We start from the raw sequence: 26406 nt of genomic DNA on the forward strand, positions 1-26406 counted from the left end.
GTTGCGCAGCACGGCAAGCAGCGTCTGCGTTGGCCGGGAAGCGGCTCAGTAACTTTTTTACAGATAAGTGTTGACGAGGTAGAACGATCGTTCTACCTTTATCACATGAACAAGACGCCAGGCACTACCCGAGAAAAAATCCTGACTACCGCTGAACAGTTGATCTATCAGAACGGTATCCACGCCACTGGCATGGACCTTCTGGTTAAGACCTCAGGCGTAGCAAGGAAAAGCATTTATCGCTATTTCGCGACCAAGGATGACGTGGCAGCCGCCGCGTTGAATGCACGTGATGAACGCTGGATGCAGTGGTTCAGAACAGAATCTGATAAAGGCGATACGCCTCAGGCTCGCATTCTGAATATGTTCAGCGTGCTCAAGAGCTGGTTTGAGTCAGACGGTTTTCGCGGTTGCGCATTTATCAACACGGCCGGCGAAGTGGGTGACCCTGACGATCCCGTCCGCCAGATAGCAAAACGGCATAAACAAAAATTGCTCGATTACACGCTCGAACTCACTACGCAATTAAACATTGAACAACCGGCCGCGCTGGCCAGACAACTGCTGATTCTGATGGAAGGCGCCATCACCCTCGCCTATGTGATGGGGGATAACAGCGCCGCCGACAATGCAAGGGATGTTGCGAAACTTTTGCTGGAGCAGGCCCCTGCATAAGGCCTGAGTAACAAAAACGCTTTCTTTTGAAATATCCACATTTGCAGGAGACGTAAGCATGCCCGATATTCAACCTCGCCCGCCCCTTCCTCCTTTCACGCGCGAATCGGCGATTGAAAAAGTGCGCCTCGCAGAAGATGGCTGGAACAGCCGCGATGCCGAAAAAGTAGCGCTGGCCTACTCGCTGGATACACAATGGCGTAACCGCGCTGAATTTGCCAATAATCGTGAAGAGGCCAAAGAATTTCTCAGCCGCAAATGGAAAAAAGAGCTGGAGTATCGCCTGATTAAGGAGTTATGGGCGTTTACTGACAACCGTATCGCCGTGCGGTACGCCTATGAATGGCATGATGATTCGGGTAACTGGTTCCGCTCTTACGGCAACGAAAACTGGGAATTTGAAGCCGATGGCCTGATGCGCCGCCGTTTCGCCTGTATCAACGATATGCCGATTAAAGAGAGTGAGCGCAAATTCCACTGGCCGTTGGGACGTCGCCCGGACGATCACCCAGGTCTTTCGGAGCTGGGGCTGTAAAGTTATCGCTTATCTTATGTGAAGACCCCGGTCAGGGTTTTAACCGGGGCTTTTCTCAATTCAACATGAACGGTAAATGTTCATAAACGTCATGAGACCCGTCCAGTGAAGTGAATTATCTTATCGCGTTATGGGTAGCCCCATGATTGACGTTTGCCCGGCAACGTTGCCGACCCGCCAACTGTTTTCAACGGTTCACTGATACTGTTTCTCTTTCCAGAGAATTAACGCGCGCTAAAACAGAGCTTGCCCGGCAAGATGACCTATTCCCATCGACAAAACCATGGCCATGGTGCTCCAGAAGGTAATCCTGATGATGGCCCTGACCGGATTGGCTTTGCTCACCGCCGAGGATATATAACCCAGGACAGCAAGTGATAACAGGGTCGAAAGAATAATAAAGAACGAAACCAGCGCTGCGGGAGCGAGCCAGGCAACGATGAGGGGCAACGCCGCACCGGCAGAAAAGCTCCCAGCCGAAAAAAGGGCCGCCTGCAAAGGCCGCGCAGAGTTCGTAGCTGTCAGCCCAAGTTCTTCCCTGGCATGGGCATCAAGCGCATCTTTCTTCATAAGCTGCTCTGCAACCTGCCTGGCAATGGCGGGCTCCAGCCCCCGGTGCATATACAGGGAAGTCAGCTCCTGTACCTCTCCCTGATAATCTGTTTCCAGTTCCTTTTTTTCCTGGGCGAGCGCCGCGTTTTCTGTATCAGACTGAGATGAGACGGAAACATACTCCCCGGTTGCCATCGACATTGCCCCAGCCACCAGCCCGGCAACACCCGCCAGTAAAATCGCTGAAGGCTCAGGCTTTGCAGACGCCACCCCAAGCACAAGACTGGCAGTGGAAACAATGCCGTCATTCGCTCCCAGTACAGCAGCCCTCAACCATCCCACGCTTTCAATGCTGTGTCGTTCAAGATGCATGTTTCTGTTTTCCAGTAAATGTGCAGGTTAATAACACCAGTATTGCTCATATATAAAAATGCGCATTCCACGATTGTGGCTATTCAATCTTAAGATTGTATTAACGCTGAATAATAGCTATCCGTTAATCCGCAGGTTATATTATTCAGGATGTTGTTGGTGAAATGATAATAGATATCATAGTCGTTCAGTGATTATACAAAAAACGTTATTTTTAATTGTTCTTTTAATTAAAAAGATGCTGGCTGGTTTATTTTCAGGAGTGCAAGCTTTATTGGCACATTCGAAGAGATTGCCGCCATGGTGACTTATCTTGCCGATCCGTAAGGGATATCACCGGCGGCGTTTTTACTAGCGCGGGCGGGCTGAACCTTTAATTTTTGCTTTTACACCGTAAAAGTCCGGCTTGCGAATGGTCTTAATCGGCTCGAATACAAGCCGATTAAGCCAGGGTTACACTGTTGGAACGGTACCACCATCTATCACATATTCCGTGCCGGTGATGGCGGCGGCATACGATGACGCCAGAAAAGCAATAAGATTCGCCACTTCAAGGGGTTTTGATGGGCGCCCCAGCGGGATCCCACCGAGTGCCTTCATGATTATCTGCTTTCCGCCTTCGTAATCGGTTCCCGCCTGCTGCGCCAGTCGCTCCGCCATTGCCACCGAGGCTTCTGTTTCAATCCAGCCGGGGGCAACGCGAACCACGCGAATGCCTTTTGGCGACACCTCTTTCGACAGGCTTTTGCTGTACGCCGAGAGCGCCGCTTTGGCCGCCGCGTAGCCGGTTGTCGATTCCGGTAACGGCAGCTCACGCTGGATAGAGGTGACGTGGATAATGACCCCACTCCCCTGTGCCAGCATCCCTGGTAACAGTGCCCGATCCAGGCGTACCGCTGGCAGCAGATTAAGGTTGAGTTCCTGCTGCCACTCCTCTTCGCCCAGCGCCGCAAACCCGCCGCCGGGTGACGTAGAGCCCCCCGCCACATGAATGATGACGTCGACACCCCCCAGGTGTACTTGCACAGCTTGCGCCACGCAGGCACAGCCTTCTACCGTGGTGAGATCTGCCGCCACGAAGGCATCGGCAACAGATTCCGTCGGTACATGGCGCGCGGTGATTAACACTGTGGCACCCAACTGTTTTAATAGCCCGACGACTGCTTTGCCGACGCCTTTGGTGCCTGCGGTCACCAGCACGCGTTTGCCCTGGAAATCAAGATCTAAGGCCATCATACAATCTCCACTGTATTGATTTTGTCACCCACCAGCCCGAAGGCATGCCTGAGCGTTACCGGGCTGCCGGGAAAATTGCCGACAACCTTCGAAGTGACGATGACCCGCTCGCCTTCGCTATGCATTTCAAGCGGCTCAACGCTGTAGTCAAACGCGGCCTGCGCGGCACGTTGCCATGCCGCGATCGCCGTGTGCCCGTGATGGGTTTTACCTTCATCTTTTACAATAGCGTCGGTGGTAAAACAGTGCTGAACGCTGGCGATATCGCCGCCATTACTTATCGCAAAATAGGTCGCAATAGCATGCGGTAATAGTAAAGACATGGCTCCTGACTCCGGTTATTTACAGTGCGGGTATATTCAACATAGACTGTGAAATAAACAAGTACGCACGAAAAAGTGAGCTACTGAATTATGAGTAAGTTATATACGCCGGAAACTGCCGCAAGCGGCGTGGAACAGGTTCTGCGCCTTCTCGAAGGCCGCTGGAAATTAATTATTCTTTTTCATTTGTTCGATGGAAAAGTACAGCGCTATTCAGATTTTGAAAAACTGATCCCCGCTATTTCGCAGAAGATGCTCGCCCAGCAGTTGCGACAACTGGAGTCCGATGGTCTCGTCTCGCGCACGGTGTATCCGCAGGTGCCGCCAAAGGTAGAATATCGACTCACCGAGTGGGGCCAGGCGCTTTGCCCGGCACTCGATGCAATGCTCAAATGGGCTGAAAAACGCGAGGACTGCTGAGCGGTGAAGCCTTTGATAACGCGATAAAGCGGTATGCCAGCACCCTTGCGTTGTTTCTTTTTTGATTGTTCCTGTGAATTAATTCTCCGGGAGAACAAGCGAATTGAGAACGTGATCCTGCCACTTACCGTTTATTTTGAGATAAGAACTGGCATATCCCTCTTTAATAAACCCAAGTCGTTTCAGGGTATTTGCGCTGCGTAGATTATCAGGAAGGTGATTCGCCATAATACGATGCAAACCATAATGTTTATGGATATGGTGAATCGCCTCGCTGAGCACTTCCTGCATCAGGCCTTTACCCTGATAAGCGAGATCAATTGAAAACCCAAGGTAACACGCCTGAAAAACGCCATAGACAAAGTTAGTAAAGTTGACGTTGCCAATTATTTTCTTCTCGCCTTGCATCGTAAAGACGATTGACAGATTTTTCTTTTCTTCGAATTCATTACAGGAGGCTTTTATCCTGGAGATAATGTTTTCTATGGAAAAGTACGCTTCATCGCGTAAAGGTTCAAATTGCGAAAAATAGTCTCTGTTGTCCACGATATAACGCTGAAAGCTTTCAGCTAAATCTTCTGTTAATAACCAGGCATTAGTTCGTTGTGTTGAGAATAATTTCACTTTCCGTCTTCCGGGAAATTAATGGGGGAAGTGAGTGTATTGCTTAATTTCCTCTATTTCAAACATTTCAAATATTCACACCATGAATATAAAGTCCTCCCCCGCGTATTCTTATTTTATTATTCTTAGCGACCACGTTACGTGAGCCCCTGTCCGGGCTCTTACATAATGCCGATATCCATGGCCGTACGCTGGGTTTCGCAAGAGGCGCAAAAGCCACAGAGCACCGCGGTCCTTCTGTCAAAAACGGCTGCTATAAACGCGGACACAACAAAAAATTTGTACCATAGGGGCCTGCGGACAACGAGGTGAAAAGGCATAAGAAGCTGCTAAAATTTACAACGAGGATATATCTTCATAATGTGGAGACAATACCTTCCATTGATCACTTGAATATGTGTTAAAAGTAAATGATTCTCAGTATTGCTTAGCAGCGAAACAATTAAGGCCTACTTAATGGATAATCAGGAACAGATTTATGCAGAGATTAAAAAGGCTCTGCGTGACGCACCACCTCGCGCTAAATCGGCTGAAATGCACCTGCAACTTATTAAATATGCTGATGAGTTGAAGCATGTCCCTAGCGACGTGGTGTGTGACCGAATTGGCGTCAATCAATCATTCAGAACAGTGGTCAGTAAAATGATTAAAATTGTCAATCGCCTGAAAGCAGCTGGGCTGGATGTTTCGAAAATTTGAGGGACTTTAGCCGTGACGTCTCTGATGGCGTGAAAACAAAACCCAATCAGCTTGCTTTTAATTGTAATAAAAGCGTCTCTTTTCGCCGTTAGCACTGACCCCGTGTGCACTCCCGGAAGATGCACACGCGCGCTTCTCACCACTGAATACCGGCTTTTCACACTTAAACTACAACCCGGTGTAAGTGGGTTCTACTCCCCACGCCTCGCCATACGCTGGCACTCATCTTGCATTACTTTTTTACCCGTACGGAAACAATGAAGGCAGAAAAGATGATTGACTACCATGTCGCGATTCGCGGTGCGCTGTTTGATATTGCCCAGGTCTGCGATAACGCAGACGATATCGCCCTTAATGCGCGTTTTATTGAGGACGGGCTGCTGTTTATTCGCGACGGAAAGATCCAGGCGCGAATGACCTGGCAGGAGGGAGAACAACATCTGGATGCGCAAAAAGGCTACACCGACAGGCGCGGTAAGCTGCTGATGCCTGGCTTTATCGATGCCCATGTGCATTACCCACAAACGGAGATGATTGGCGCGTTTGGCGAACAACTGCTGGAGTGGCTGACCACCTACACTTTCCCGGTAGAGAGCCAGTTTGCCGATGAGGCTTACGCGGCAGAGATTGCCCGTTTCTTTATTGGTCAGTTGCTAAGCCACGGTACCACCACGGCAATGGTGTTCTGCACGCTGCATCCGGAGTCGGTCAATGCCCTGTTTAGCGAAGCGTTGCGCCTCAACATGCGCCTGATCGCCGGTAAAGTGATGATGGATCGCCATGCACCCGATTACCTGAGTGAAACCGCCGAAGAGAGTTACCGGCAAACACGTGAGTTGATCCAGCGCTGGCAACACCAGGGGCGACTGGGCTACGCCCTTACGCCACGCTTTGCGCCGACCTCGACACCCGAGCTGCTTGATGCGGTGCGCCGTTTGCGCGAGGAATTTCCGCAGACCTGGCTACAGACGCATTTAAGTGAAAACCCTAATGAGGTGGCGTGGGTGAACGATCTCTGGCCAGAGCATGCGCGCTATCTTGATGTTTACCATCATTATGGGCTGACCGGCGAGGGCAGCGTATTTGCGCATGGCATCCATTTGCATGATGAGGAGTGGCAGTGTCTGCATGATACCGGCTCCGCGGTGGCGTTCTGCCCGACCTCGAATCTGTTTCTCGGCAGCGGGTTGTTCCGCCTGCCCGCCAGTTGGCAGTACAAGGTACGTATGGGCATTGGCACGGATGTAGGCGCAGGCACCACGTTCAGCATGTTACGTACGCTGGGTGAGGCCTATAAAGTGGGCCAGTTGCAAAGCTATCGTCTGCGCGCCAGCGAAGCGTTTTACCACGCCACCCTTGGCGGCGCTCATGCCTTGCGTCTGGACGATAGAATTGGCAATTTCGCCGTCGGGAAAGAGGCCGATTTTGTGGTTATCGACCCGGCAGTCACGCCGTTGCAGCGCCTGCGTAACGAGCGCAGCAAGGATATTTATGAGCAATTGTTTGTGCTGATGACCCTCGGCGATGAGCGCAATATCAGCGAGACGTGGATTAATGGCCAGTGTGCATGGGGAAATGAGGACGCGCAGTGATACCTTTCCCGGTTAGCGGCGCAAGCGCCTTACCCGGGCTACCCTACCGAACGTAGCCCCGGTAAGCGGTAGCGCCACCGGGGGGAGTCAGCCGCACGTCAAAACGCAGCCAAAATTAGCTCCCGCGATAGGTTGACCAGCCGCCGGGAGCAATTAAAAACGGCAGATGGAAATGTTCCTCTGCCCCTTGCGCAACCACAAAATCAATTTGCGCGCAGGGAAACAGCGTCACCACATCCTGCTTCGCAAACCACTCCCCCGTCTGCGCCACCAGCCGGTAACGCCCCGGCGTCAGCGGCACGGGAAACGCACCAATTCGCCCATTCCCGTCGGTGATTCCCTGTGCCAGCACGTGCTCATCACGCGCCAGAAACACCGTCACACCGGGTGCCGGTTTGCCGGTAGAAATATCAAGAATATGTGTACTGAGGCTGCTCATTCGCCAATCGCTCCTGCCAGTCGTAATAAGGTAATTTCCCGTAACTGCTCCAGCGCCACCGCCGTCTCTTCGGCATCACTGTGGGTCAGCCGTTGCCTGAGCGCTTCTAAGATCTCTTCTGCGCTGCGCCCTTTGGCGCGAATCAAAAAGACCCGGCCAAAACGCGCTTCATAATCTGCATTTCCCAACCGTAACGCCTCGGCCAGTTGCCTATCATCTGCGTTCACCGCCGACTGCTCCTGGCGCGATAACACGGCATGCGCCTGCTGCCCGCCAGGTTTTTCGCCAATACGCGGATGCGCGCTCAGCGCCTGTTCAAGCTCGGCGCCTCCCCAGGATTGCGTCAGCGCCTTCGCGGTATGGTGCAACGCGGCAAGACTGGCAAACGGACGCGCGGCAACCAGCGCCGCCGCCCAGCCAGGAAGCGCAACGCAAGGCTGTAACAGCGCCATCGCGGCATCAGCTTCCAGTTGATTAAAGTGATTCAGCGCGATCATCGTGACTCCTTGTCTTCGCAGCGGTAGCGGGTTTTTCTTCCGGAATAATCAGATTCAGCACAATAGCCACCAGACCACCGCAGGTTGCCGCCGAGCCAAACAGATTACCGATAATCGCCGGGAAATGGGCGAGAAAAGCGGGTACGGCTTCGACGCCCATACCGAAACCAAACGCCAGCCCGACAATCAGCATGTCGCGGCGGGTTAACGGGTTCTGGGTAATGATGCGGATCCCGGCCGCCACCACGCAACCAAACATCACCATGGTCGCGCCGCCCAGTACCGGCAGTGGGATCTGGCGCAGAATTTCACCAAACGGCGGAAACAGCCCAAGCAGAATCAGTACCACGCCGATATAGCGCCCGACAAAGCGGCTGGCGACGCCGGTCATCTGGATGACGCCATTGTTTTGCGCAAAGGTCGTATTCGGGAAAGCGCAAAGCATCGCCGCGATCATACAACTGATGCCATCGGCGAGGATGCCGCCTTTCAGCCGGGAGCGAAAGGCGCTGTCATCAATTGGCTGGTGAGAGATAAGACAGTTGGCGGTGAGATCGCCTACGGCCTCAAGAATACACACCAGTGACACCAGCGCCACGGGCAGAAAAATGGCGCCATTGAACTGAAAACCAAACGGGAACAGCGCAGGCAAACGAAACCAGGTATCACCCAGGCCATTGAAATGAAACTTACCGGCAAGCGCCGCCGCAATACAGCCTACAGCAATGCCGACCACCACAGACGAGAGACGCAACCAGCGGTTCTTCGCACAGCTCAGTAATACAATCACCGCCAGCGTGCCTGCGCCAAGGGCGATATTGCTCATGCTGCCAAAATCTTTCGCCTGTAGACCGCCGCACCAATTATTCACGCTGACTTTAATCAGGCTGATACCTATCAGGGCAATCACGCTACCGGTAATGATAGGTGTGAAGATGCGTTTGAGCGGCTCAATAAAACGGCTGACGATAATTGGCACCAGCGCGGCAACGACATTCACACCAAACAGCATCGCCATCACATCCTGGGCGGTGCCACCCTGCCCTTTGACCCACATCCCACCAGCGATAGCCACGCCGAGAAACGCAAAGCTGGTGCCCTGCATGCAGATCATCCCGGCCCCAATGCCACATACGCGGTTGGATTGTAAAAACGTGCCAATACCCGAGGCCAGCAACGACATGCTGATGAGATAAGGCATCCACTCGCCCAGCCCCAGCGTCGCGCCAATGATGAGCGGCGGCGTGATGATCCCGACTAACCCGGCCAGCACATGCTGTAACGCACTGAAAAATGCGGGCAGCGGCGGGATCCGCTGTTCAAGCCCGTACAATAAACCGTTGTTTTTTTCATCAGACATGGTCTTGCATCCTGTTATTTATGAGCGTCAACGGCCTGATGCACAAAGCAGGCCAGAGTCAACGATCCCTGCCATCACTGTGAAACTTTAGATTCCTGACATTCAGTAAAGAAATTTTTGATTCACAAAAAGGCAACACCAATGCAAATACGCACAACAATAGTGCAACACAACAGTGCATTGCACGCTTTACCCTGTGGTTACGCGTCTGCACATTCTGGTACGCAAATTGCTGAACCTCTGATACGCAGATAAAAGGAGATCAGAATGAAAGCACTGGTGATTGGCGCAGGTATTGGCGGGCTGAGCGCTGCCGTAGCGTTAAAAAATGCAGGCATCGCGTGTGACGTCTTTGAGGCGGTAAAAGAGATCAAACCCGTCGGTGCGGCGATTTCCATCTGGCCCAACGGCGTGAAATGCATGCGTCATCTGGGTATGGGCGAGATGATGGAGACTTACGGCGGCCCAATGCGCTTTATGGCCTATAAAGATTACCGCCAGGGCGAAACCCTGACGCAATTTAGCCTGGCACCGCTGGTTGAGCGGGTTGGTGGTCGCCCGTGCCCGGTATCGCGCGCAGAGTTGCAGCGCGAAATGCTCAATTACTGGGGACGCGATAAGGTGCAGTTTGGCAAGCGTGTAAGCAACGTGGAAGAGAACGCCGACGGCGTTACCGCGTGGTTTACCGATGGCACTACAGCGCACGGTGATTTCCTGATTGCCGCCGACGGCAGCCATTCGGCGCTGCGTCCTTACGTGTTGGGCTACACGCCGCAACGCCGCTATGCGGGTTACGTCAACTGGAACGGCCTGGTGAAGATCGACGAGGCGATTGCCCCGGCCGAGCAGTGGACCACATTTGTCGGCGAAGGCAAACGGGTGTCGCTGATGCCGGTTTCTGATGGACGTTTTTATTTTTTCTTCGATGTGCCGTTGCCTGCCGGGCTTGCCGAAGACCGCACCACGCTGCGTGACGATTTAACACGCTATTTTAGCGGCTGGGCGCCGCCGGTTCAGCGGCTGATCGCCGCACTTGATCCGCAGACCACCAACCGCATTGAGATCCATGATATCGAGCCGTTCGATAAACTGGTGCGGGGCAAAGTGGCATTGCTGGGCGATGCCGGGCACAGCACGACGCCGGATATCGGCCAGGGCGGCTGCGCGGCAATGGAGGATGCGGTGGTGCTGGGGGAGATTTTCCGTACGCAGACCAATATTGAAAGCGCGCTGCGAGAGTATGAAGCGCAGCGCTGTGACCGGGTGCGCGATCTGGTGCTCAAAGCGCGTAAACGCTGCGATGTTACACACGGTAAGGATATGGCGCTGACGCAGGCCTGGTATCAGGAACTCAAGGAAGAGAGCGGTGAGCGCATTATCAACGGGCTGTGCGACACCATTCAGGGCGGGCCATTGGGGTAATCTGCTCGCAGACAGCGATACCCCGTAGCCCCGGTAAGCGGCAGCGCCACCGGGGATCAGACCAACGGCGGGTGCAGAATCTGCATCTCCTCCATCACGGCGGTCAGCTTCTGGATGACCATCTGCGCCGGACGGGAAAGCTGGCGCGAGGGGGCAGTGCACAGCGCCAGAGTCAGCGGACGCAACAGCTTGTTACGCAGCGGGACAAACGCCAGTTGCCCGCTCTTCACCTCATCCAGCACATCCAGCAGGCTCAGCACCGTCACGCCGCCCCCCTTTAACACCAGCGATTTGATAAGCCGGATATCGTTACAGTTGATGGTGTTTGCCGGGGCCAGATCGTAGTGGCGATAGAGCATACCGACACGATCATGCACAATCAGGGGCGCGCCGGGCAGAATATGTCGCGCCTCGCTCAGCTCGCCCAACGACAGTGCCGATGCCTGGGCCATTTCATGATCCGGGCGCATCACCACCCCCATCTCCAGCTCGGCGAATGCCAGCACGTTTAACCCTGTCTGCCCCTCCGGATCGAGGATCAAGCCAAAATCAAGATCCGCCTGCCGCACTTTCTGGCTGACGGTATGGCTATCCGCGACCTGTAACACCAGCTCCAGCCAGGGTTGCCCGCTAATAATATCGGCCAGCGCACTGGCAAAGCTCCCCTCGGCCAGCGCCTGCACCATCCCCACGCTAACCGTGCCGCGCTTAAGCCCCTGCAACTCATCAAATTTCTGCCGGGTAAGCTGAAACTCTTTTTGCCAGCGCAGCAGATTGTCGTAGAGCAATTCTCCCGCGGTGGTCATCCGTAAGCCTTCCGGTAGCCGTTCAAACAGCGGCGTACCAAACGTCTCCTCTGCCTGCAGGATCTGTCGGTTAATGGCTGAGGGAGAGATATGCAATTTTTCGGCGGCACGGCGCAGGCTACCGCTGCGGGCAACTTCGGCGAAGTAGAGGGCGAAACGCGAAAATGGACTCATGCAGCACCTGTACACTTTTTTGCAACGGGGGAGTGAATTAATGGTGATGGATGTGCACACCCTAATATGACAACAATAAAGTTACAACAATTAAACAATTGCTTTTCCGTGAGCAGAAAGGATGACCATGAATACAGCACTCCCCACCCCACCCGTCCGTTGCACCTTCGAACCGGAGGATTGGTTACGTCTGGCAAAATGCTGGCATCCGGTCGCCCGCGCCTGTGATATTGGCGCCGCGCCGGTCAAAGCCACGCTGCTGGATGAACAACTGGTGATTTACCGCGTGAAAGGTCAGGTGGTGGTCGCCCGCGATGTCTGCCCACATCGTGGCGTGCCATTAACGCTCGGTTTTCACGACGACGAAGGGATTGTCTGCCCCTACCACGGGCTTCGTTTCGGCGAAGATGGCCGCTGCAACCGCATCCCCTCCAGCCCCGGCCAGGCGGTGCCGGCGAAACTTAACCTGTTAACCTATGCGGTTGAAGAGCGCTACGGTCTCATCTGGACGTGCCTGGCGTTTGACGCGGAAAACCCCCAGCCACTGCCGACAATGCCGCACTGGGATGACGCTGGTTTTCAGCAGATCAACTGCCCAGCTTTTGAAGTGAACGGTTTCGCCGGACGGCAGGTGGAAGGGTTTCTCGATGTGGCCCACTTCGCCTGGATCCACACGGCAACCTTTGCCGATGCCAGCAACCAGGTCGTCCCCGATTATAATCCGCAGGAAACCGAGTTCGGGTTTGTCGCCGATTACTGGAGTTCGGTAGGCAATTATCCGGCAAGCTCCCAACATCAGGCGCCGGATGGCTTTCAGTGGCTGCGTCATTTCGAAATGCATCTGCCGTTTACCGCCACGCTGACGATCCATTTTCCCGGCGAGGCGCGGCTGGTGATCATGAATGCCGCATCGCCTGTCTCATCACGTGTGACCCGCATGTTCGCGCCTATCGCACGTAATTTCGATCTGCATGTCCCCGTTGAGGATGTCCATGCCTTTAACCTGCGCGTATTTGAAGAAGACCGTCTGATGGTCGAAACCCAACGCCCGGAAAGGCTGCCGCTGGATCTGACGCTGGAAGCCCATATTCCGGCAGACCGAAGTTCGATTGCCTATCGCCGTGGCCTGAAAAAAATGGGCTTTGGCGAGTTTTTCCTGGTTTGAGGTGCGCCATGAACGAGATGCTGAACGTGGTGGTTGACGGATTATGGTGTCAGGGTGACAGAAGTCTGGCCGTGCGGCTGGTTAGCGCCAGTGGCGAGCCCCTGCCCGGTTGGGAGCCCGGCGCCCATATTGATGTGCATCTGCCCTGCGGCCTGATCCGCCAATATTCCCTGACAGGTGACAACAGAGCGGGAAGTTACCTTATCTGCGTGGCGCAGGAGCGCGCATCGCGTGGCGGTTCACGCTATATCCACCAGACGCTACGCCCCGGCCAGAGGCTGCTGATTTCCGCACCGCGCAACCTGTTTGCCCTGCGCGATGATGGCCCGGTTCTGCTGTTGGCGGCGGGGATTGGCATCACTCCCCTGTATGCAATGCTGCTGCAACGGGAGGCCACAGGCCGGCCATTTGTACTGCACTATTTTGTTAAACGCCGTGAAGAGGCCGCATTTTTGCGCGAACTCTCCCGACCACTCAAACACGGTATTTGCGTGGTGCACTGTTCCGCTGAGGGGGAGAGCCCACGTCAGTGGCTGGCGACCCTGCTTCCCGCCCCCGGCGACGAACAGCGTATTTACACCTGTGGACCCGAGGGGTTTATGGCGGCGGTCAGGGACGCTGCCCTGAAAAAAGGCTGGGCGGAGACGCACATCCACAGCGAGGCCTTTGCGCCTGTTGCCTCGGAGGCGATCGCGCAAGATGCAGCGACCTTTACGATTACCCTGGCGTCCAGCGGGGAGAAATGGCCGGTACCGGCGAATAAGAGTATCGCGCAAGTGCTACAGGATAATGGCGTGGCGGTACCGCTTTCCTGCGAGATGGGGATCTGTGGTGCCTGCCTGACGCCGGTTGTCGACGGCGTTGTCGATCACCGGGATACCGTGCAATCGGCCGCAGAGAAATCCGCCGCCGCGCAACATATCGCGCTGTGCTGCTCCCGTAGCCACTCCGGGGAACTGGTGATTGACTTATAGTCACCCGCAGAGGGGTTATCATAAACACAGTCACTATTGTTCCCTATCTCGCTGACTAAACCAGCCCGTTTGTTAGCGTGTCTGGCTGAGGATAAGCCGATCGAACAAACGATCGCCGAGCCAGACACGCATACGGATGAGCATCTTTGCAAACTTACCGACGGCATAGCGGGTACGTGGGTTGTCGCTGTTCACGGCACGGGAGACCACATCTGCAATGACCTGTGGGTCACTGCCTGTCCCCTGCCCGTAGGTTTTTTTAATTGATGAAGCCACCTTCTGTACCAGATGTCCGTACGGGCCGCTGGCCGAACGTTTGACAATACTGTTGCTCGCGGCATCACCGAAACCTGTCTCTATGACGCCGGGTTCGATGATCACGACGTTTATGCCGAATTCTGCGACTTCCAGCCGCAAACAGTCCGACCATCCTTCCAGTGCATGTTTGGTTGCGTGATACCAGGCCCCCAGCACGCTGTACATCTTTCCTCCCATGGAACTGATGTTAACAATATGCCCGGCGCGTCTGGCCCGCATGGCGGGGAGCAGGAGTTGCGTGAGCCGCGCGGCACCGAAAAGATTAACCTCAAACTGATAGCGTGCTTCGTCCATACCGATCTCTTCTACCGGGCCGTAGAGACCAAAACCGGCGTTGTTGACCAGCACATCGACACCGCCAGTCTGATCCAGAATGGTATTCACGCCGGATACGATGTCCTCATCGCGGGAAATATCCATCCGTAGCGGTTGTGCGCCGAGCCGGACAAGGTCAGCCATTTTTTCGATACTGCGGGCAACCACGTAGACCTGATAGCCATCCTGAATAAGACGACGAGCAATGGCCTTTCCCATGCCTGACGATGCGCCGGTGACCAGCGCGGTTTTCTTTTTTTGAGTAAACATAGGCACCTCGTTGAGTGAACTGTCTCCAGTTTGCCTGAGCAGATGCCTGATTGTTCTTGCCTGACGCGCCAGAGTACTTGCTAAGCGCGCCATCTGACGGTGAGAACCGCTTTGTGCCGAAGGGAAATGTTCAGTTTAATTAAGACGCAGAGAGCCCCTGACTGTTTCTGGCGTCTGACCAGTCCAGGCCATAAAGGCGCGGTAGAAGGAATTAGGGTCTTCAAAGCCAAGCAGGAAGGCAATTTCGTAGCCGGACAGGTTGGTATTGCTCAGATAGTGTCGGGCCAGTTTTTCCCGACAGCGATTGATAAGGACGCGGAAATTTTCCCCTTCTTCTTCAAGCCTGCGTTGCAGAGTGCGCTTGCTCATCCCCAGACGTTCTGCCGTTTTCTCAATCGTGGCTTCGTTACCCGGCAGCAGTTCCAGAAGTACCGCACGCACACGTTCGGCAGTGGAAGCCGTTTCATCTAACTGGCTGAGACGGCGGCGCAATTCAGGCTCAAATACCTGCCACATCCCTTCATTTACCGTCAAAAAGGGTCGCAGGATATCCGTGGCGGAAAAACGAATGTACGGCTTTTCTCCATACTGCATGGCGATACCGAAAAAGCGCTCATAGTGGCGCGCCGAAACAGCTTCCGGGCGCTGTGGAATCGCCACGCTTAGTGCCTTAACCGGTTCGCGGGTTGCCAGTCGTAGCAGCCGGAGTAAAAAAGCAAGCTCGGCGACCTGCAACGATATGGGGATGTCTGTGGCGAACAACCACCCCGGAGACACGGTCAGGCTGCCGGTTTGATCCACGGTAGTCTCAAGGGCCATCGGGGCAATGAGCTGTTTATATCTGGCCAGTCGCTGCACGGCCTGCATCATATTTGCACTGCACAGCGCCGCGAAAAGAGGAGGGTCGAAGATTTCTGCAGAGACATGTTCAACCAGGCGCAAGGGAAAAGCCGCATCATTTGCTTCCCTCTCCAGTGCGCGCCAGAAACGAAAATAGTGGTCTGTATCGAGTCTACGATCTGGCCTGGAAAAGAGATCGTCAGGCAGGCCGGCTTTGCGCAGTATTTGTTCAGGCTGGAGACCTGCGTCTTTCAGAAGCGTTCTCCAGCCAATATCAAGAGAGAAAGTGCGGTTACGTGCCATTGTTAAATTTCCGAACGGGAATACTCATCAGGGTTTCGGATGACAGCATAACGTTTCAGTGCGGGCGAAGACATTCAAAAGGCGCCATCTTTGGCGTAAAGCGCGCCAGGTACGGAAATTTAGCCCTGAACCCGACAAATGTCCGCTGCCTGTTTTAACAACTGACCGGTAGGCAGGCCTGCCCCGTGTCTTTATCAGTGTCTGACACGACACGGGCATAATGCAGGTCTGCTATGGTGGTAAATTGGCGATCAACTGGCCTTTACAGGTGGAACGCTTCAACTTCTTTTAAGAGCGTACTGGCCTGCTGACTTAACGAGTTTGCCGCAGTGGCCATCTGCTCTACCATCGCCGCGTTCTGTTGCAGGTTACCTTCCATTTGGCTTACTGCAATATTGACCTGTTCGATGCCATAACTCTGCTCGCCGGAAGAGTGGTTTACCTGATTAATAAGCTGTGTCGTTTCATCCACCATTCCCAGCGCATTATTCATCTTCGTTGTCACACTTGCCGCATACACGACGCCTTTGTTGATATTTTTCAGCGCCTCTTCAATTAAGTCGCGAATATCGCGGGCAGCAACGGAGGAGCGCTGGGATAAAGAGCGCACTTCTCCTGCCACTACGGCGAACCCTTTACCCTGCTCACCGGCACGCGCGGCTTCAACCGCAGCATTGAGCGCAAGAATATTGGTTTGAAAAGCGATGCCGTCAATGATGGATGTAATTTCTGCAATCTTGCTTGAGGATAATGAAATATCGTCAATAGACCCTTTCAGCGCACCGAGTTCCTGGTGGCTTTCATTGACTATCGACTGGACCTGCCCAATATACGCATTCGCTTGTTTAGCGTTATCCATGTTGTGACTGACGGTAACTGACAACTCATTCATACTTGCCGCCGTCTCCTCCAGAGAAGAGGCCTGAGATTCAGTCCGTGAAGAGAGGTCGTCGTTACTGACCGCAATTTCATTCGCGGCGGTATCGACTTCTTTACTTGCATCTTTTACGCTTGATAATGCCCCTCTGATTTTTTCAACCAGCCCGTTAAAACTCTTTGCCGTAATACCCAGCTCATCGTTTTTATCAATATTTAATCGCAGGGTGAGATTCAGCGTATCGCTGATGGTTGCCATGCTTTCCTGAAGAGTACGTAACCCTTTTTTCAGATAGGTCAGGATTTGCCATGAGAAAAGGGCAATAAGTGCCACCGCAACAATAATGATGATGCTCAAAAACCACACTGTTTCGTGATATTGATTGTGGTTCTCTTCGGCATAATTAACAGCGATTTTATAGTTATATTCCAGCATTTCTTGTATCGCCGCGCTAAGCGCCACAGAAGCAGTGGCCGTAGTTCCTCCATCGGATACCATTAATCTCGCCGCATCAATACCTTCTTTCTCATAGACACTTTTCATGTCCATCACTTTTACTTTATAGTCTTCAAACGCGCGGATGGTTTTTTTAATTAATTCACCATCATGTTGGTCTGAAATCAGATTTGACTGGTATTCATTTAATATGCTTTGAACTTTATTTAATTCACTGGTTGCTGTACCTATGTGTTTTTCAAATACATCTATCTGGTTTACCAGCAACGACATGAGAATCTGACGCCTCGCCTCTTCCCTGTGTAGCAACCCCTCACTGAGTTTACTGATACTCGGCATACTATTGGTTGTCACATATTCGAATCTGTTTTGTGCGTTGTTGAGCGCTTTCAGACTAAGTCCACCCAGGGTGATCATTATCACAATTGAAAAAATAAATATTAAGGTCAGTTTTTTAAGAATGGTCATGTTCAGCCTCATCAGCGCATATACAGTTTTATTTTTATCGGCGCCGGTGGGCTTATCTTTATATCTGCAATAGATAAAATTTTAGTTAAGGAGCCCTTACTTAGCATTAAGCAAGGTTAAATAGTTTTGAATGTTATTTATTTTATAAAGAAAAAATCACATATAAAACAGGTTATTATCGCAAAGGGAGGCATTAAATAAATTATCGCCCGGTGAGCGAGCACAACAATCACAACGGGATAACAAAAATATATTATATAAATACTGCTTGCGGATTTAAGCAATCAAAAAGTGATATAGTAGCCATGCTACATCTTTTAGCGCGGCCACCACAGATATTGCATAGTCCGGTTATTCAGTCAAGGACGATATTTATCCCCTCACCTGACCCGGACTGCATTCTTTAAATTCACCAATAACGGGTGGCGTTATTTTCCCGCAAGTTCCCGGCGGATAATTTCCGCACCCGCACTTAATGCGTTGAGCTTACCATTGGCGACCCGACGCGATAACGGCGTCATGCCACAGTTAGTCGAAGGGTAAAGCTTATCGGCATCAACAAACTGGAGAGCTTTACGCAGCGTACTGGCGACCTCTTCAGGCGTTTCAATGGTCGAAGTCGCCACGTCAATCGCCCCTACCATCACTTTCTTACCGCGAATCAGTTCCAGCAGATCCATGGGAACACGCGAGTTATGGCATTCCAGTGAAATGATATCGATATTCGATGTTTGCAGTTTGGGAAACGCCTCTTCGTATTGCCGCCACTCAGAGCCCAGTGTCTTTTTCCAGTCGGTATTGGCCTTAATGCCGTAGCCGTAACAGATGTGTACCGCCGTTTCGCATTTCAGCCCTTCAATGGCTCTTTCTAATGCGGCAACACCCCAGTCGTTCACCTCGTCGAAGAAGACATTAAAAGCCGGTTCATCAAACTGGATAATATCAACACCCGCAGCCTCTAGTTCTTTGGCTTCCTGATTGAGAATTTTTGCAAATTCCCAGGCGAGTTTTTCACGGCTTTTGTAATGGGCATCATAGAGCGTATCGATCATCGTCATCGGCCCGGGCAACGCCCATTTAATGGGCTGTTTAGTCAGTTGCCGCAAAAATTTGGCATCGTCAACAAAAACCGGTTTTTGACGCGCCACCGCACCTACCACGGTCGGAACACTCGCATCGTAGCGATTGCGAATTCTGACGGTCTCGCGTTTTTCAAAATCAACGCCGCTGAGGTGTTCAATAAAGGTCGTGACAAAATGTTGGCGCGTTTGTTCGCCATCGCTGACAATATCAATCCCTGCCCGCAGTTGATCGTAGAGAGATAAACTCAGGGCATCTTTTTTCCCCTCAATTAACTCTTCATTTTGTAATTTCCAGGGCGACCACAGTTTTTCGGGCTCTGCAAGCCAGGACGGTTTGGGTAAACTGCCAGCCGTTGAGGTGGGAAGCAATGTTTTCATAATAAATGACCTTTTAATCCTGGTTAATTAAAGAGCGAAGTTAGCGGACCATTGTTCAAGAATATTTTTGTAGGGTTTAATAAAGTGTTCTTCAGTAAATTTGCCCTGCTCAATAGCCAACTGACTGCGCTCTTCACGGTCATACACAATTTTGGTTAATGAATGATCCTGGTGGTTCAGGTCTGGCTGATAAAAGTGACCGGCGACAGCGTTAGCATTATAGATTTCAGGTCGATAAATCTTCTGGAACGTCTCCATCGTACTGATGGTACTGATAAGCTCAAGACTGGTGTAATCGCGCAGCAAATCACCCGAGAAATAAAAAGCCAGCGGCGCAACGCTATTTTGCGGCATGAAATAGCGAACCTGCAGGCCCATTTTGTTGAAATACTGCTCCGTCAGCGACGTGCCGTTGGGCTGGTATTCAATGCCTAATACAGGGTGCTGATTGCCCGTGCGGTGATAGATATCTTTACTGGACACGCTCAGGCAGATCACCGGTGACTTTTTGAAGTTCTCTTTGTAGGCATGGGAATTGACGAAATGCTTAAATAACTTGCCATGCAAGTCGCCAAAATCATCCGGAATACTGAACGTCCCCTGGCCTTTGTTGTGCTCTAAGAGCAATACGCTAAAGTCATAATCCCGCACATAAGACGAGAAATTATTCCCGACAATGCCCTCTATGCGTTCGTTTGTTTCTTTATCAACGATATTCGTTTTCAATATTTCAATTGCCGGAAACACAATGTCATTGCCTTCATCGCCAATATTCAGTTCAGCGGAGATAATGTCAAGTTCAACAGAATAACGATTGGCGTGCGGGTTATCCCAATAGGCCAGGGCATTGAAGCGGTTATTAATCATCACTAGCGTATTACGCAGATTCTCCTGACGATTGTCGCCTCTGGCCAAATTAGCGAAGTTAGTGGTGATACGGGTATTTTCTGAGGGGTTATAATTTTCGTCGAAACGACTGCTTTTAATGGTAAATGTGAAATCTTTATTCATTGTAATTTTACACCCTGAGTTCTGACATAAAAACTGGCTTATTTTATTAAGCGACCGGGTGTCTCATTCCGCAGTTTTCATGTTATCAATAAGTTAATAATACATATTTATGCCAGAGCCTCTGGATGAGAGAAAGCGAGTTAATTTCATTGCAACATGAGACATCGTCATGTTCGGCTTAGCGTCCGCTCGGGGGCTGGCGCCGGGCGTAAAAGCCCGACACCCTGGCCGCGTGTTAATGGGTGTCGATGAGCAAATTGAGGTTTTGCACGGCAGCGCCCGATGCCCCTTTGCCCAGGTTATCGAAGACGGCAGTCAGCAGTATTTGTCCATTTTCGGGGTTTGAGAAAACGCCAAGCTCCATGTCATTAGTGCCGTTCAGGCGCTCCGGGTTGATGCGCTCTGCATCACCCGCTGTTATGTGGGGCAGCACCTTTACATATTGGCTATGGCTGTAATGCTCTGTAAGGCAGGCATGGATTGCCACGGCACTGGCATTTTTGGGCAGCAAGCGTTGCTGCAACGGCACACTCAGCACGATCCCCTGACGGTACGCGCCGTAGGCAGGCATAAAGACGGGCGGTACAGAGAGCCCTGCGTAGCGCGCAATCTCCGGAACATGTTTGTGCCTGAGCCCCAAACCATAGACCTGAAACGCGGGCGCCAAATCGGTCTGCTTGCCTTCGAACTGTTCTATCGCCGCCCTTCCCCCGCCCGAATAGCCGGAAACAGCATGGATAGAAAGGGGGTAATCGGCAGGCAACAGTCCGGCATTGACCAGCGGGAGCAGAAGACCAATCGCGCCCGTTGGGTAACAGCCAGGGTTCGTAATGCGCGTTGACGTCCGGATGCGTTCGGGCTGGTCGGCACTCATTTCAGGAAAACCATATGTCCAGCCGGGCGTAACCCTGTGGGCTGAACTGGCATCGATAATCCGCACGTGCGGGTTTTCCACCAGGGCCACCGCTTCGCGAGCGGCCTCATCGGGCAAACACAAAATTGCGATATCGCAGTTGTTGAGCATCCCGGCCCGCAGGCGTGTGTCTTTGCGATGCGAAACAGGCAGCGTCATCAGGGTAATGTCTGAGCGACCGCGCAGTCGGTCATGGATCTGTAAGCCTGTGGTGCCCTGCTCGCCATCGATAAATACGTTAGTCATTGTGTTTTCCCGGTCACGGATAAAATTTTATGACATTGATGTTGTGCCAGGTTTTAGTGTGGGTAAAGTTGAATTATCTTTACGTCAAATTCAGTTTTTCTGAGGTATGTTGATGCGTGAGATTAACCTTGATCAGTTACGCACACTGATAACGATTGCCGATACCCGCTCTTTCAATGAGGCTGCCGGACGACTGCACTTGTCGCCGCCAACGGTCAGCCTGCATATTTCCGAACTTGAAAACCGGGTGGGGGCGACATTGCTTTCCCGTACACGAGGCAACGTCAGGCCGACGGCGATTGGCGAAAAGCTGGTTACCCATGCGCGCCGCTTACTTGCTGATGCCGCGTATGTCCTTGACGATATCTCACGCCAGGCGCAGGGCCTGACCGGACAGGTAAGACTGGGGGCGTCTACAGGGGCTATCGCCAATCTGTTGCCACAGGCTATTGAAAAAATGGCGCGGCTTCATCCGAATATCGATGTACAGATTACCGTCCTCACATCTCAACAAACGCTTGAGCAACTGAAATCCGGTTCACTCGATATCGGTATTGTTGCGCTCCCACAACTGCGGGGTAATGGCCTGGAAATTGATGCCTGGCGGCGGGACCCTGTTGTCGCGTTTCTGCCTGCAAACTGGGATCTGCCGGATGTGGTGTCGCCTCAATGGTTGATTGAAAAACCGCTGATTTTGAATGGTTCCGGCACCCACTTATCACAACTGACAAATCAGTGGCTTGCAAAAACGGGACACCGGCCTGTACCGCGAATCAAACTTGATTACAACGATGCGATAAAAAGTCTGGTGGGCGCAGGTTATGGCGCCACGCTGTTGCCGCTTGAATCGGGCACGCCCGTCTCCGCTGATAAGCGTGTCGCGGTTCGTCCTTTAAAGCCTGCATTGTGGCGGGAGTTAGGATTAGCCTGGCGAGAGGGGGAAAATGAGATGTCGACCGCGCACCTGTTGTCAGTTTTGCGGGAATTAAAACAGGAGTGAGTGTGGGGATGGCGCGGTTTGTTCCCTCTCTCCTTTGGAGAGAGGGGGCCAGAACAGTGCGGTTTACTGCTATGCGTCTCCTTTAAGGAATAGGGCATAACGGCAGGTTACCCGCCGGGATAAATTTAGAAGGTTTCCCAGTTACCGTCGCCAACAGCAGGTGCGGTGGAAGCAACGGCCGTGCGCGGGGCGATGGTCGGTTTACCGGGTTTGCTTTGCAACAGCGCGCTGTGACCATTGACGCGGAAGACCGCGACGGCCTGACGCAGTTGTTCCGCCTGCTCTTCCAGTGCGGCTGAGGCCGCAGCGGACTCCTGCACCAGCGAGGCGTTCTGCTGGGTAACGCTGTCCATTTGCGATACCGCGAGGCTCACCTGCTCAATACCTTTGCTCTGCTCGTCCGAGGCAGATGCGATTTCGCCCATAATATCGGTTACGCGCGTTACGGCATTAACAATCTCTTGCATGGTATTACCCGCTTCGGCCACCAGCGAGGTGCCGGAGTTGACGCGGTTAACGGAGTTTTCAATCAGCGTTTTGATCTCTTTTGCCGCCTGCGCACTGCGGCTGGCCAGTGTGCGAACTTCCCCGGCAACCACGGCAAACCCACGCCCCTGCTCACCCGCACGCGCGGCTTCAACGGCGGCGTTCAGGGCGAGGATATTGGTCTGGAAAGCAATGGCGTCGATCACGCTGGTTATCTGGGCTATTTGCTGCGAACTGCTGGAGATCTCGCTCATGGTGCGTACCACATCGCTTACCACACGGCCACCGCGTGCTGCGGTATCGGAGGCATTTTTCGCCAGGTTAGAAGCCTGACGGGCGTTATCGGTGTTCTGTTTCACCGTTGCGGTCAACTGCTCCATACTGGCGGCGGTCTCTTCGAGTGACGAGGCCTGTTGTTCGGTGCGGGAAGAGAGATCGTTGTTGCCGGTAGAGATTTCACTCGCACCGGTATAAATCGAATCGGAGCTGTTACGCACCGCGCTCACGGTTTTGACCAGCGAGGATTGCATCTCGTGCAGGCCACCGGCCAATTGGCTCATCTCATTGCGGCCTTCGGCGGAGATCGGCTGTGTCAGGTCACCGTCGGCGATAGCGCGAATATGTCCCATCACGCTGTGCAGTGGTTTAAGCAGCAGATGTTGCAGCCCCAGCCAGATCACCGTCATGACCGCGATCACCACCAGCAGAATTACGCCCAGGGTCCATTGCATGCTGGTGAAGCTGCTCTGGTTTTCCTGTGCGGCGGCCTGCAGGAAGGTGTTGTTTTCTGTGCGCCATTTCGCATAGCTGGCGTCCATATCATCCTGCGCCTGTTGGGCATCCAGGTTGCCATAAGCTTCGTAGTTGTTTGCCTTCAGGAAGGTGATGGACTGCTGCAGTACGTCGTGCATTTTGGTGATGTTTTGCGAAACTTCATTCGCTAACCCGGCATCCTGCCCTGCGACACGCGGTGTATTTTTATAGTTATTAAAGTACCCCTCGGCTTTATTGAGGGATTCAGTGGCGGTAGTGAGTAGCTTATCGATACTGGCAAGCGATGCCGGATCGCGTTGATTTTTTAAAAAGCGGATCGCAACACGGGTAACGGTGACGCGTGTTTTAATAAGCGTATTGACGCTATCGCCAAGATTTTCCTGCTGTGCGCTAAGGATGCCCGTGTTCTGAAAGTTCACTCTGTCATTATTGACAGCAGAGTAGAAAAGCCCGCCGGTAACTAGCTGAAGCAGACAAAATACCGACAAGGCAATGATGATGCCGGTGATGACGCGTATATTTTTGAGCATATTATGGTCCAGGGAAGAGGCAAAGTTGCTCAATATATATCGACACAACAGGCATTAACTTTATGGTGGCGCACGCCAGACCTGTTAATTTTCGGGGTTGACAAGGGGGCTCATGCGTCTGGTTCCCCCTGCCCTTACCTACAATTTCACACTGACAGCGCCCTCTCTTGTCATGCTCCCTCAAGAGAGGCGATCTGCTGTAACGCATCGTCATGAAGATGTTGTAACTGCCCGTTGAGCGCGGGCGCATGGGCTTCGTATACCGTACCCGCCTCGTTACGCCGGTAAGCGGATCACATAGCGCGTGGGGCTGATAGACCCAGTGCCGATGATCGCTTTATTTTCTGCTCTTCCTACCCAGGCGAATAAGCCACTTGATCATTTCAAATGCCAGAAGTACTGTATATAAAAACAGTATTTTTAAAAGAGGCCAGATCATCATGTTCGCCCTTGTTGACGTGAACTCGTTCTACACCAGTTGTGAAACCGTCTGGCGGCCCGACCTGAGCGGTAAACCGGTGGTGGTGCTCTCAAATAACGATGGCTGTATTGTGTCCCGCTCAGCCGAAGCTAAAGCCCTGGGCATTGGTATGGCGGAGCCTTATTTCAAACAAAAAGATCTGTTGCAGCGGCATGGCGTGGCGGTATTCAGCAGCAATTACGCCTTATATGGCGATATGAGCCAGCGGGTAATGACGACGCTGGAGGAAATTTGCCCGCGGGTAGATCAGTACAGTATTGATGAAGCGTTTGTGGATCTTTCCGGTATTCCCAACCTCAAACGCTTCGGTAAATATATTCGCGATACCGTTTATCAACGCACCATGCTGACCGTCGGGGTGGGCATCGCACCGACAAAAACGCTGGCAAAACTGGCAAATTACGCGGCCAAAAGGTGGCCAGCGCAGAGCGGTGGCGTGGTGGATATCTCAACGCCCACCAGGCAACATCGGTTGATGGCAGCCATCCCCGTAGAAGAGGTCTGGGGCATTGGTCGACGGCTAACGAAAAAGCTGAACACCATGAATATCACCACCGTGCTGGATCTGGCGAAATGCGATTTATGGTTTATCCGCAAAAACTTCAGCGTGGTACTCGAAAGAACCGTTCGCGAACTGCGTGGCGAACCCTGTCTCGGTTTTCAGGAATTCTCTCCGGCAAAGCATGAAATTATTAGTTCGCGATCTTTTGGTCAGCGAATTAGCGATTATTCCTCAGTCCGTGAAGGTATCAGTACCTGGGCGGCCAGAGCAGCAGAAAAATTACGTGCCCAGCATCAATATTGCCGATATATCGGCGCGTTTATAAAAAGTAGTCCACACGATCCTGATGAACCTTATTACAGCAATAGCGCAGGAATTACGCTACTCACCCCCACCCAGGACACCAGAGATATTATTGCCGCAGCAACGCGTAGCCTGGATATTATCTGGAAGCAAGGTCCGCGATATCAAAAAGCGGGTGTTATATTAGGAGACTTCTTTAGTCAAGGCGTTGCACAACTTAATTTATTCGATGAGTATGCCCCCCGGCCAAATAGCCAGACACTGATGGGCGTAATGGATCTCATGAACAAGAAAGGTAATAAAATGTGGTTTGCCGGCCAGGGCGTGACCCCGGCCTGGTCAATGAAACGACACCTGCTCTCGCCAGCCTGGACCACCCGAATTGAGGATATCCCGCTGGCACAGTAGCCGCCAGTTAGCGGCTACGCTTGGCGTGGCGCTCCCAGTTTTCCTGCTTCGCCTCTGCCGATTTGCGTAATGACACATAGCATGCGCCGTTGCCGCCATGACGCGGTTGTGCGACGCAAAATGCCTGAACATCGTCAAATTCGGTTAACCAGCGGGCAAGGTAGCTGCGAATAATATTGGCATGGGCGTTATCGTCGCGCCCTTTCCCATGAATTATCAGGAGATTACGCAATCCGTCTTGCCGCGCCTGATGCACAAAGCGAAATAGCAGTTGTCGACACTGCTCCACGGGCTGGCGTAACAGGCTGAGGCTGGCCTGCTGGGAGTACTTGCCGGTACGAAGCTTATCAATCACCCCGGTTTGCAACCCCTCGCGGCGGAATTCCAGTGGTGTATCAAGGGGTAAGACATCAAGGAACCCGGTGGTCAGGAAGTTATCAAGTTGCAATGTATCGATATGCTGTGGTGCACGCGTGTTTCGGGCCGGATGCCAGTGAACATCGGCACAGCGCTTAAGTGGCTGGACATCCTCCATGGCGTCAAGAAACAGTGATTTGTCATCAGGGTTCATGGTTTTGTC

Annotated in this window: 26 protein-coding genes; 10 read left to right on the forward strand and 16 right to left on the reverse strand. The window is 52.7% G+C overall.

From position 1 onward, the window contains the following. The first annotated feature begins 105 nt into the window (after nucleotides 1-105). The gene (locus ABIB59_RS00195; RefSeq protein WP_071195296.1) at nucleotides 106-675 is read left to right on the forward strand and encodes a TetR/AcrR family transcriptional regulator; all 570 of its coding nucleotides are present in this window, start codon (nucleotides 106-108) and stop codon (nucleotides 673-675) included. Nucleotides 676-733: 58 nt separating this feature from the next. Next, complete coding sequence (locus ABIB59_RS00200; RefSeq protein WP_125124461.1) at nucleotides 734-1210, forward strand: nuclear transport factor 2 family protein; 477 nt, start codon at nucleotides 734-736, stop codon at nucleotides 1208-1210. Between the two features lie 234 nt (nucleotides 1211-1444). Here the strand turns inward: ABIB59_RS00200 and ABIB59_RS00205 are convergent, their stop codons facing one another. The 3 genes from ABIB59_RS00205 to ABIB59_RS00215 all read right to left on the reverse strand — a co-directional run bounded on the left by ABIB59_RS00205 (nucleotide 1445) and on the right by ABIB59_RS00215 (nucleotide 3693). After that, the gene (locus ABIB59_RS00205; protein WP_354033593.1) at nucleotides 1445-2134 is read right to left on the reverse strand and encodes a VIT1/CCC1 transporter family protein; all 690 of its coding nucleotides are present in this window, start codon (nucleotides 2132-2134) and stop codon (nucleotides 1445-1447) included. Nucleotides 2135-2587: 453 nt separating this feature from the next. Beyond that, entirely contained in the window at nucleotides 2588-3367 is a 780-nt protein-coding gene (locus tag ABIB59_RS00210; RefSeq protein ID WP_354034131.1) for an SDR family oxidoreductase, read from the reverse strand. Beyond that, on the reverse strand, nucleotides 3367-3693 hold the full coding sequence (locus tag ABIB59_RS00215) for a nuclear transport factor 2 family protein (RefSeq protein ID WP_354033595.1): 327 nt from the start codon (nucleotides 3691-3693) through the stop codon (nucleotides 3367-3369). The genes ABIB59_RS00210 and ABIB59_RS00215 overlap by 1 nt, the downstream gene beginning before the upstream one ends. Before the next feature lie 90 nt (nucleotides 3694-3783). Here ABIB59_RS00215 and ABIB59_RS00220 point away from each other — a divergent pair, with 90 nt between their 5' ends. Further along, entirely contained in the window at nucleotides 3784-4113 is a 330-nt protein-coding gene (locus ABIB59_RS00220) for a winged helix-turn-helix transcriptional regulator (RefSeq protein ID WP_041851490.1), read from the forward strand. Between the two features lie 78 nt (nucleotides 4114-4191). Here ABIB59_RS00220 and ABIB59_RS00225 read toward each other — a convergent pair whose 3' ends face one another. Next, nucleotides 4192-4737, reverse strand: coding sequence for a GNAT family N-acetyltransferase (locus tag ABIB59_RS00225; protein ID WP_354033597.1), 546 nt, complete (start codon nucleotides 4735-4737; stop codon nucleotides 4192-4194). Between the two features lie 456 nt (nucleotides 4738-5193). Between ABIB59_RS00225 and ABIB59_RS00230 the strand changes: the two genes are divergently transcribed. Continuing rightward, the gene (locus ABIB59_RS00230) at nucleotides 5194-5436 is read left to right on the forward strand and encodes an HTH-like domain-containing protein (protein ID WP_041851492.1); all 243 of its coding nucleotides are present in this window, start codon (nucleotides 5194-5196) and stop codon (nucleotides 5434-5436) included. Between the two features lie 272 nt (nucleotides 5437-5708). Then, on the forward strand, nucleotides 5709-7028 hold the full coding sequence (guaD, locus tag ABIB59_RS00235) for a guanine deaminase (RefSeq protein WP_041851493.1): 1320 nt from the start codon (nucleotides 5709-5711) through the stop codon (nucleotides 7026-7028). A 115-nt stretch (nucleotides 7029-7143) separates the two neighbouring features. On the opposite strand, the gene uraH is transcribed toward guaD, so the two are convergent. From uraH to ABIB59_RS00250, 3 genes are read right to left on the reverse strand one after another with little or no spacing between them, the layout of a single operon-like run. Beyond that, nucleotides 7144-7467 carry a hydroxyisourate hydrolase gene (gene uraH, locus ABIB59_RS00240; RefSeq protein WP_041851494.1) on the reverse strand — a complete coding sequence of 108 codons (324 nt, stop codon included), beginning with the start codon at nucleotides 7465-7467 and terminating at the stop codon, nucleotides 7144-7146. Further along, nucleotides 7464-7964 (reverse strand): 2-oxo-4-hydroxy-4-carboxy-5-ureidoimidazoline decarboxylase, encoded by a 501-nt coding sequence (uraD, locus tag ABIB59_RS00245; protein WP_041851495.1) that lies wholly within the window; start codon nucleotides 7962-7964, stop codon nucleotides 7464-7466. Before uraD ends, uraH begins: the two co-directional genes overlap by 4 nt. After that, complete coding sequence (locus ABIB59_RS00250; RefSeq protein ID WP_354033600.1) at nucleotides 7942-9324, reverse strand: nucleobase:cation symporter-2 family protein; 1383 nt, start codon at nucleotides 9322-9324, stop codon at nucleotides 7942-7944. Before ABIB59_RS00250 ends, uraD begins: the two co-directional genes overlap by 23 nt. 267 nt (nucleotides 9325-9591) lie before the next feature. Between ABIB59_RS00250 and hpxO the strand changes: the two genes are divergently transcribed. After that, entirely contained in the window at nucleotides 9592-10746 is a 1155-nt protein-coding gene (gene hpxO, locus ABIB59_RS00255; protein ID WP_107223141.1) for an FAD-dependent urate hydroxylase HpxO, read from the forward strand. A 56-nt stretch (nucleotides 10747-10802) separates the two neighbouring features. Here the strand turns inward: hpxO and hpxR are convergent, their stop codons facing one another. Next, entirely contained in the window at nucleotides 10803-11726 is a 924-nt protein-coding gene (gene hpxR / locus ABIB59_RS00260; protein WP_354033602.1) for a LysR family hpxDE operon transcriptional regulator HpxR, read from the reverse strand. A 127-nt stretch (nucleotides 11727-11853) separates the two neighbouring features. Here hpxR and hpxD point away from each other — a divergent pair, with 127 nt between their 5' ends. Both hpxD and ABIB59_RS00270 read left to right on the forward strand, forming a co-directional pair. Further along, the gene (gene hpxD, locus ABIB59_RS00265; protein WP_079498043.1) at nucleotides 11854-12891 is read left to right on the forward strand and encodes a molybdenum cofactor-independent xanthine hydroxylase subunit HpxD; all 1038 of its coding nucleotides are present in this window, start codon (nucleotides 11854-11856) and stop codon (nucleotides 12889-12891) included. 8 nt (nucleotides 12892-12899) lie between these two features. Next, a complete protein-coding gene (locus ABIB59_RS00270) occupies nucleotides 12900-13865 on the forward strand; it encodes a PDR/VanB family oxidoreductase (protein ID WP_317086495.1) in 966 nt (321 codons plus the stop codon). Between the two features lie 72 nt (nucleotides 13866-13937). Here ABIB59_RS00270 and ABIB59_RS00275 read toward each other — a convergent pair whose 3' ends face one another. From ABIB59_RS00275 to argC, 6 genes are all read right to left on the reverse strand, one after another. Beyond that, the gene (locus ABIB59_RS00275) at nucleotides 13938-14768 is read right to left on the reverse strand and encodes an oxidoreductase (protein ID WP_317086493.1); all 831 of its coding nucleotides are present in this window, start codon (nucleotides 14766-14768) and stop codon (nucleotides 13938-13940) included. Between the two features lie 135 nt (nucleotides 14769-14903). After that, nucleotides 14904-15911 carry an AraC family transcriptional regulator gene (locus ABIB59_RS00280; protein ID WP_354033605.1) on the reverse strand — a complete coding sequence of 336 codons (1008 nt, stop codon included), beginning with the start codon at nucleotides 15909-15911 and terminating at the stop codon, nucleotides 14904-14906. A 262-nt stretch (nucleotides 15912-16173) separates the two neighbouring features. Beyond that, on the reverse strand, nucleotides 16174-17712 hold the full coding sequence (locus ABIB59_RS00285; protein WP_222556866.1) for a methyl-accepting chemotaxis protein: 1539 nt from the start codon (nucleotides 17710-17712) through the stop codon (nucleotides 16174-16176). Nucleotides 17713-18140: 428 nt separating this feature from the next. Beyond that, nucleotides 18141-19172, reverse strand: a complete 1032-nt coding sequence (locus tag ABIB59_RS00290; protein ID WP_071195310.1) for a methionine synthase — start codon at nucleotides 19170-19172, stop codon at nucleotides 18141-18143. Nucleotides 19173-19199: 27 nt separating this feature from the next. Beyond that, nucleotides 19200-20183: a DUF1852 domain-containing protein gene (locus tag ABIB59_RS00295; protein WP_354033608.1), complete on the reverse strand. Its 984-nt coding sequence runs from the start codon at nucleotides 20181-20183 to the stop codon at nucleotides 19200-19202. Nucleotides 20184-20418: 235 nt separating this feature from the next. Then, nucleotides 20419-21342 (reverse strand): N-acetyl-gamma-glutamyl-phosphate reductase, encoded by a 924-nt coding sequence (gene argC / locus ABIB59_RS00300; RefSeq protein WP_354033610.1) that lies wholly within the window; start codon nucleotides 21340-21342, stop codon nucleotides 20419-20421. Between the two features lie 112 nt (nucleotides 21343-21454). Between argC and ABIB59_RS00305 the strand changes: the two genes are divergently transcribed. After that, a complete protein-coding gene (locus ABIB59_RS00305; protein ID WP_041851507.1) occupies nucleotides 21455-22342 on the forward strand; it encodes a LysR family transcriptional regulator in 888 nt (295 codons plus the stop codon). 125 nt (nucleotides 22343-22467) lie between these two features. Here the strand turns inward: ABIB59_RS00305 and tcp are convergent, their stop codons facing one another. After that, on the reverse strand, nucleotides 22468-24132 hold the full coding sequence (gene tcp, locus ABIB59_RS00310) for a methyl-accepting chemotaxis citrate transducer (RefSeq protein ID WP_041851508.1): 1665 nt from the start codon (nucleotides 24130-24132) through the stop codon (nucleotides 22468-22470). A gap of 440 nt (nucleotides 24133-24572) precedes the next feature. Here tcp and umuC point away from each other — a divergent pair, with 440 nt between their 5' ends. Then, complete coding sequence (umuC, locus tag ABIB59_RS00315; RefSeq protein WP_071195314.1) at nucleotides 24573-25826, forward strand: translesion error-prone DNA polymerase V subunit UmuC; 1254 nt, start codon at nucleotides 24573-24575, stop codon at nucleotides 25824-25826. Between the two features lie 7 nt (nucleotides 25827-25833). Here umuC and smrA read toward each other — a convergent pair whose 3' ends face one another. Continuing rightward, nucleotides 25834-26397 carry a DNA endonuclease SmrA gene (gene smrA / locus ABIB59_RS00320; RefSeq protein WP_079498056.1) on the reverse strand — a complete coding sequence of 188 codons (564 nt, stop codon included), beginning with the start codon at nucleotides 26395-26397 and terminating at the stop codon, nucleotides 25834-25836. Nucleotides 26398-26406 lie beyond the last annotated feature (9 nt).

This window comes from Citrobacter sp. UYEF32, from assembly GCF_040546205.1.
In the GTDB taxonomy this organism is placed as follows: Bacteria; Pseudomonadota; Gammaproteobacteria; order Enterobacterales; family Enterobacteriaceae; genus Phytobacter; species Phytobacter diazotrophicus.

Excerpts from the sequence above, each read along its gene's own strand:
- ABIB59_RS00205 (WP_354033593.1), bottom strand. The coding sequence starts at position 2,134 with ATGCATCTTGAACGACACAGCATTGAAAGCGTGGGATGGTTGAGGGCT.
- ABIB59_RS00230 (WP_041851492.1), top strand. The coding sequence starts at position 5,194 with ATGGATAATCAGGAACAGATTTATGCAGAGATTAAAAAGGCTCTGCGT.
- ABIB59_RS00290 (WP_071195310.1), bottom strand. The coding sequence starts at position 19,172 with ATGAAAACATTGCTTCCCACCTCAACGGCTGGCAGTTTACCCAAACCG.
- umuC (WP_071195314.1), top strand. The coding sequence starts at position 24,573 with ATGTTCGCCCTTGTTGACGTGAACTCGTTCTACACCAGTTGTGAAACC.
- ABIB59_RS00285 (WP_222556866.1), bottom strand. The coding sequence starts at position 17,712 with ATGACCATTCTTAAAAAACTGACCTTAATATTTATTTTTTCAATTGTG.
- uraH (WP_041851494.1), bottom strand. The coding sequence starts at position 7,467 with ATGAGCAGCCTCAGTACACATATTCTTGATATTTCTACCGGCAAACCG.
- ABIB59_RS00270 (WP_317086495.1), top strand. The coding sequence starts at position 12,900 with ATGAACGAGATGCTGAACGTGGTGGTTGACGGATTATGGTGTCAGGGT.
- ABIB59_RS00195 (WP_071195296.1), top strand. The coding sequence starts at position 106 with ATGAACAAGACGCCAGGCACTACCCGAGAAAAAATCCTGACTACCGCT.
- ABIB59_RS00280 (WP_354033605.1), bottom strand. The coding sequence starts at position 15,911 with ATGGCACGTAACCGCACTTTCTCTCTTGATATTGGCTGGAGAACGCTT.
- ABIB59_RS00275 (WP_317086493.1), bottom strand. The coding sequence starts at position 14,768 with ATGTTTACTCAAAAAAAGAAAACCGCGCTGGTCACCGGCGCATCGTCA.
- ABIB59_RS00305 (WP_041851507.1), top strand. The coding sequence starts at position 21,455 with ATGCGTGAGATTAACCTTGATCAGTTACGCACACTGATAACGATTGCC.
- ABIB59_RS00295 (WP_354033608.1), bottom strand. The coding sequence starts at position 20,183 with ATGAATAAAGATTTCACATTTACCATTAAAAGCAGTCGTTTCGACGAA.
- ABIB59_RS00215 (WP_354033595.1), bottom strand. The coding sequence starts at position 3,693 with ATGTCTTTACTATTACCGCATGCTATTGCGACCTATTTTGCGATAAGT.
- ABIB59_RS00200 (WP_125124461.1), top strand. The coding sequence starts at position 734 with ATGCCCGATATTCAACCTCGCCCGCCCCTTCCTCCTTTCACGCGCGAA.
- argC (WP_354033610.1), bottom strand. The coding sequence starts at position 21,342 with ATGACTAACGTATTTATCGATGGCGAGCAGGGCACCACAGGCTTACAG.
- hpxD (WP_079498043.1), top strand. The coding sequence starts at position 11,854 with ATGAATACAGCACTCCCCACCCCACCCGTCCGTTGCACCTTCGAACCG.
- tcp (WP_041851508.1), bottom strand. The coding sequence starts at position 24,132 with ATGCTCAAAAATATACGCGTCATCACCGGCATCATCATTGCCTTGTCG.
- ABIB59_RS00220 (WP_041851490.1), top strand. The coding sequence starts at position 3,784 with ATGAGTAAGTTATATACGCCGGAAACTGCCGCAAGCGGCGTGGAACAG.
- uraD (WP_041851495.1), bottom strand. The coding sequence starts at position 7,964 with ATGATCGCGCTGAATCACTTTAATCAACTGGAAGCTGATGCCGCGATG.
- hpxO (WP_107223141.1), top strand. The coding sequence starts at position 9,592 with ATGAAAGCACTGGTGATTGGCGCAGGTATTGGCGGGCTGAGCGCTGCC.
- hpxR (WP_354033602.1), bottom strand. The coding sequence starts at position 11,726 with ATGAGTCCATTTTCGCGTTTCGCCCTCTACTTCGCCGAAGTTGCCCGC.
- ABIB59_RS00250 (WP_354033600.1), bottom strand. The coding sequence starts at position 9,324 with ATGTCTGATGAAAAAAACAACGGTTTATTGTACGGGCTTGAACAGCGG.
- guaD (WP_041851493.1), top strand. The coding sequence starts at position 5,709 with ATGATTGACTACCATGTCGCGATTCGCGGTGCGCTGTTTGATATTGCC.
- smrA (WP_079498056.1), bottom strand. The coding sequence starts at position 26,397 with ATGAACCCTGATGACAAATCACTGTTTCTTGACGCCATGGAGGATGTC.
- ABIB59_RS00210 (WP_354034131.1), bottom strand. The coding sequence starts at position 3,367 with ATGGCCTTAGATCTTGATTTCCAGGGCAAACGCGTGCTGGTGACCGCA.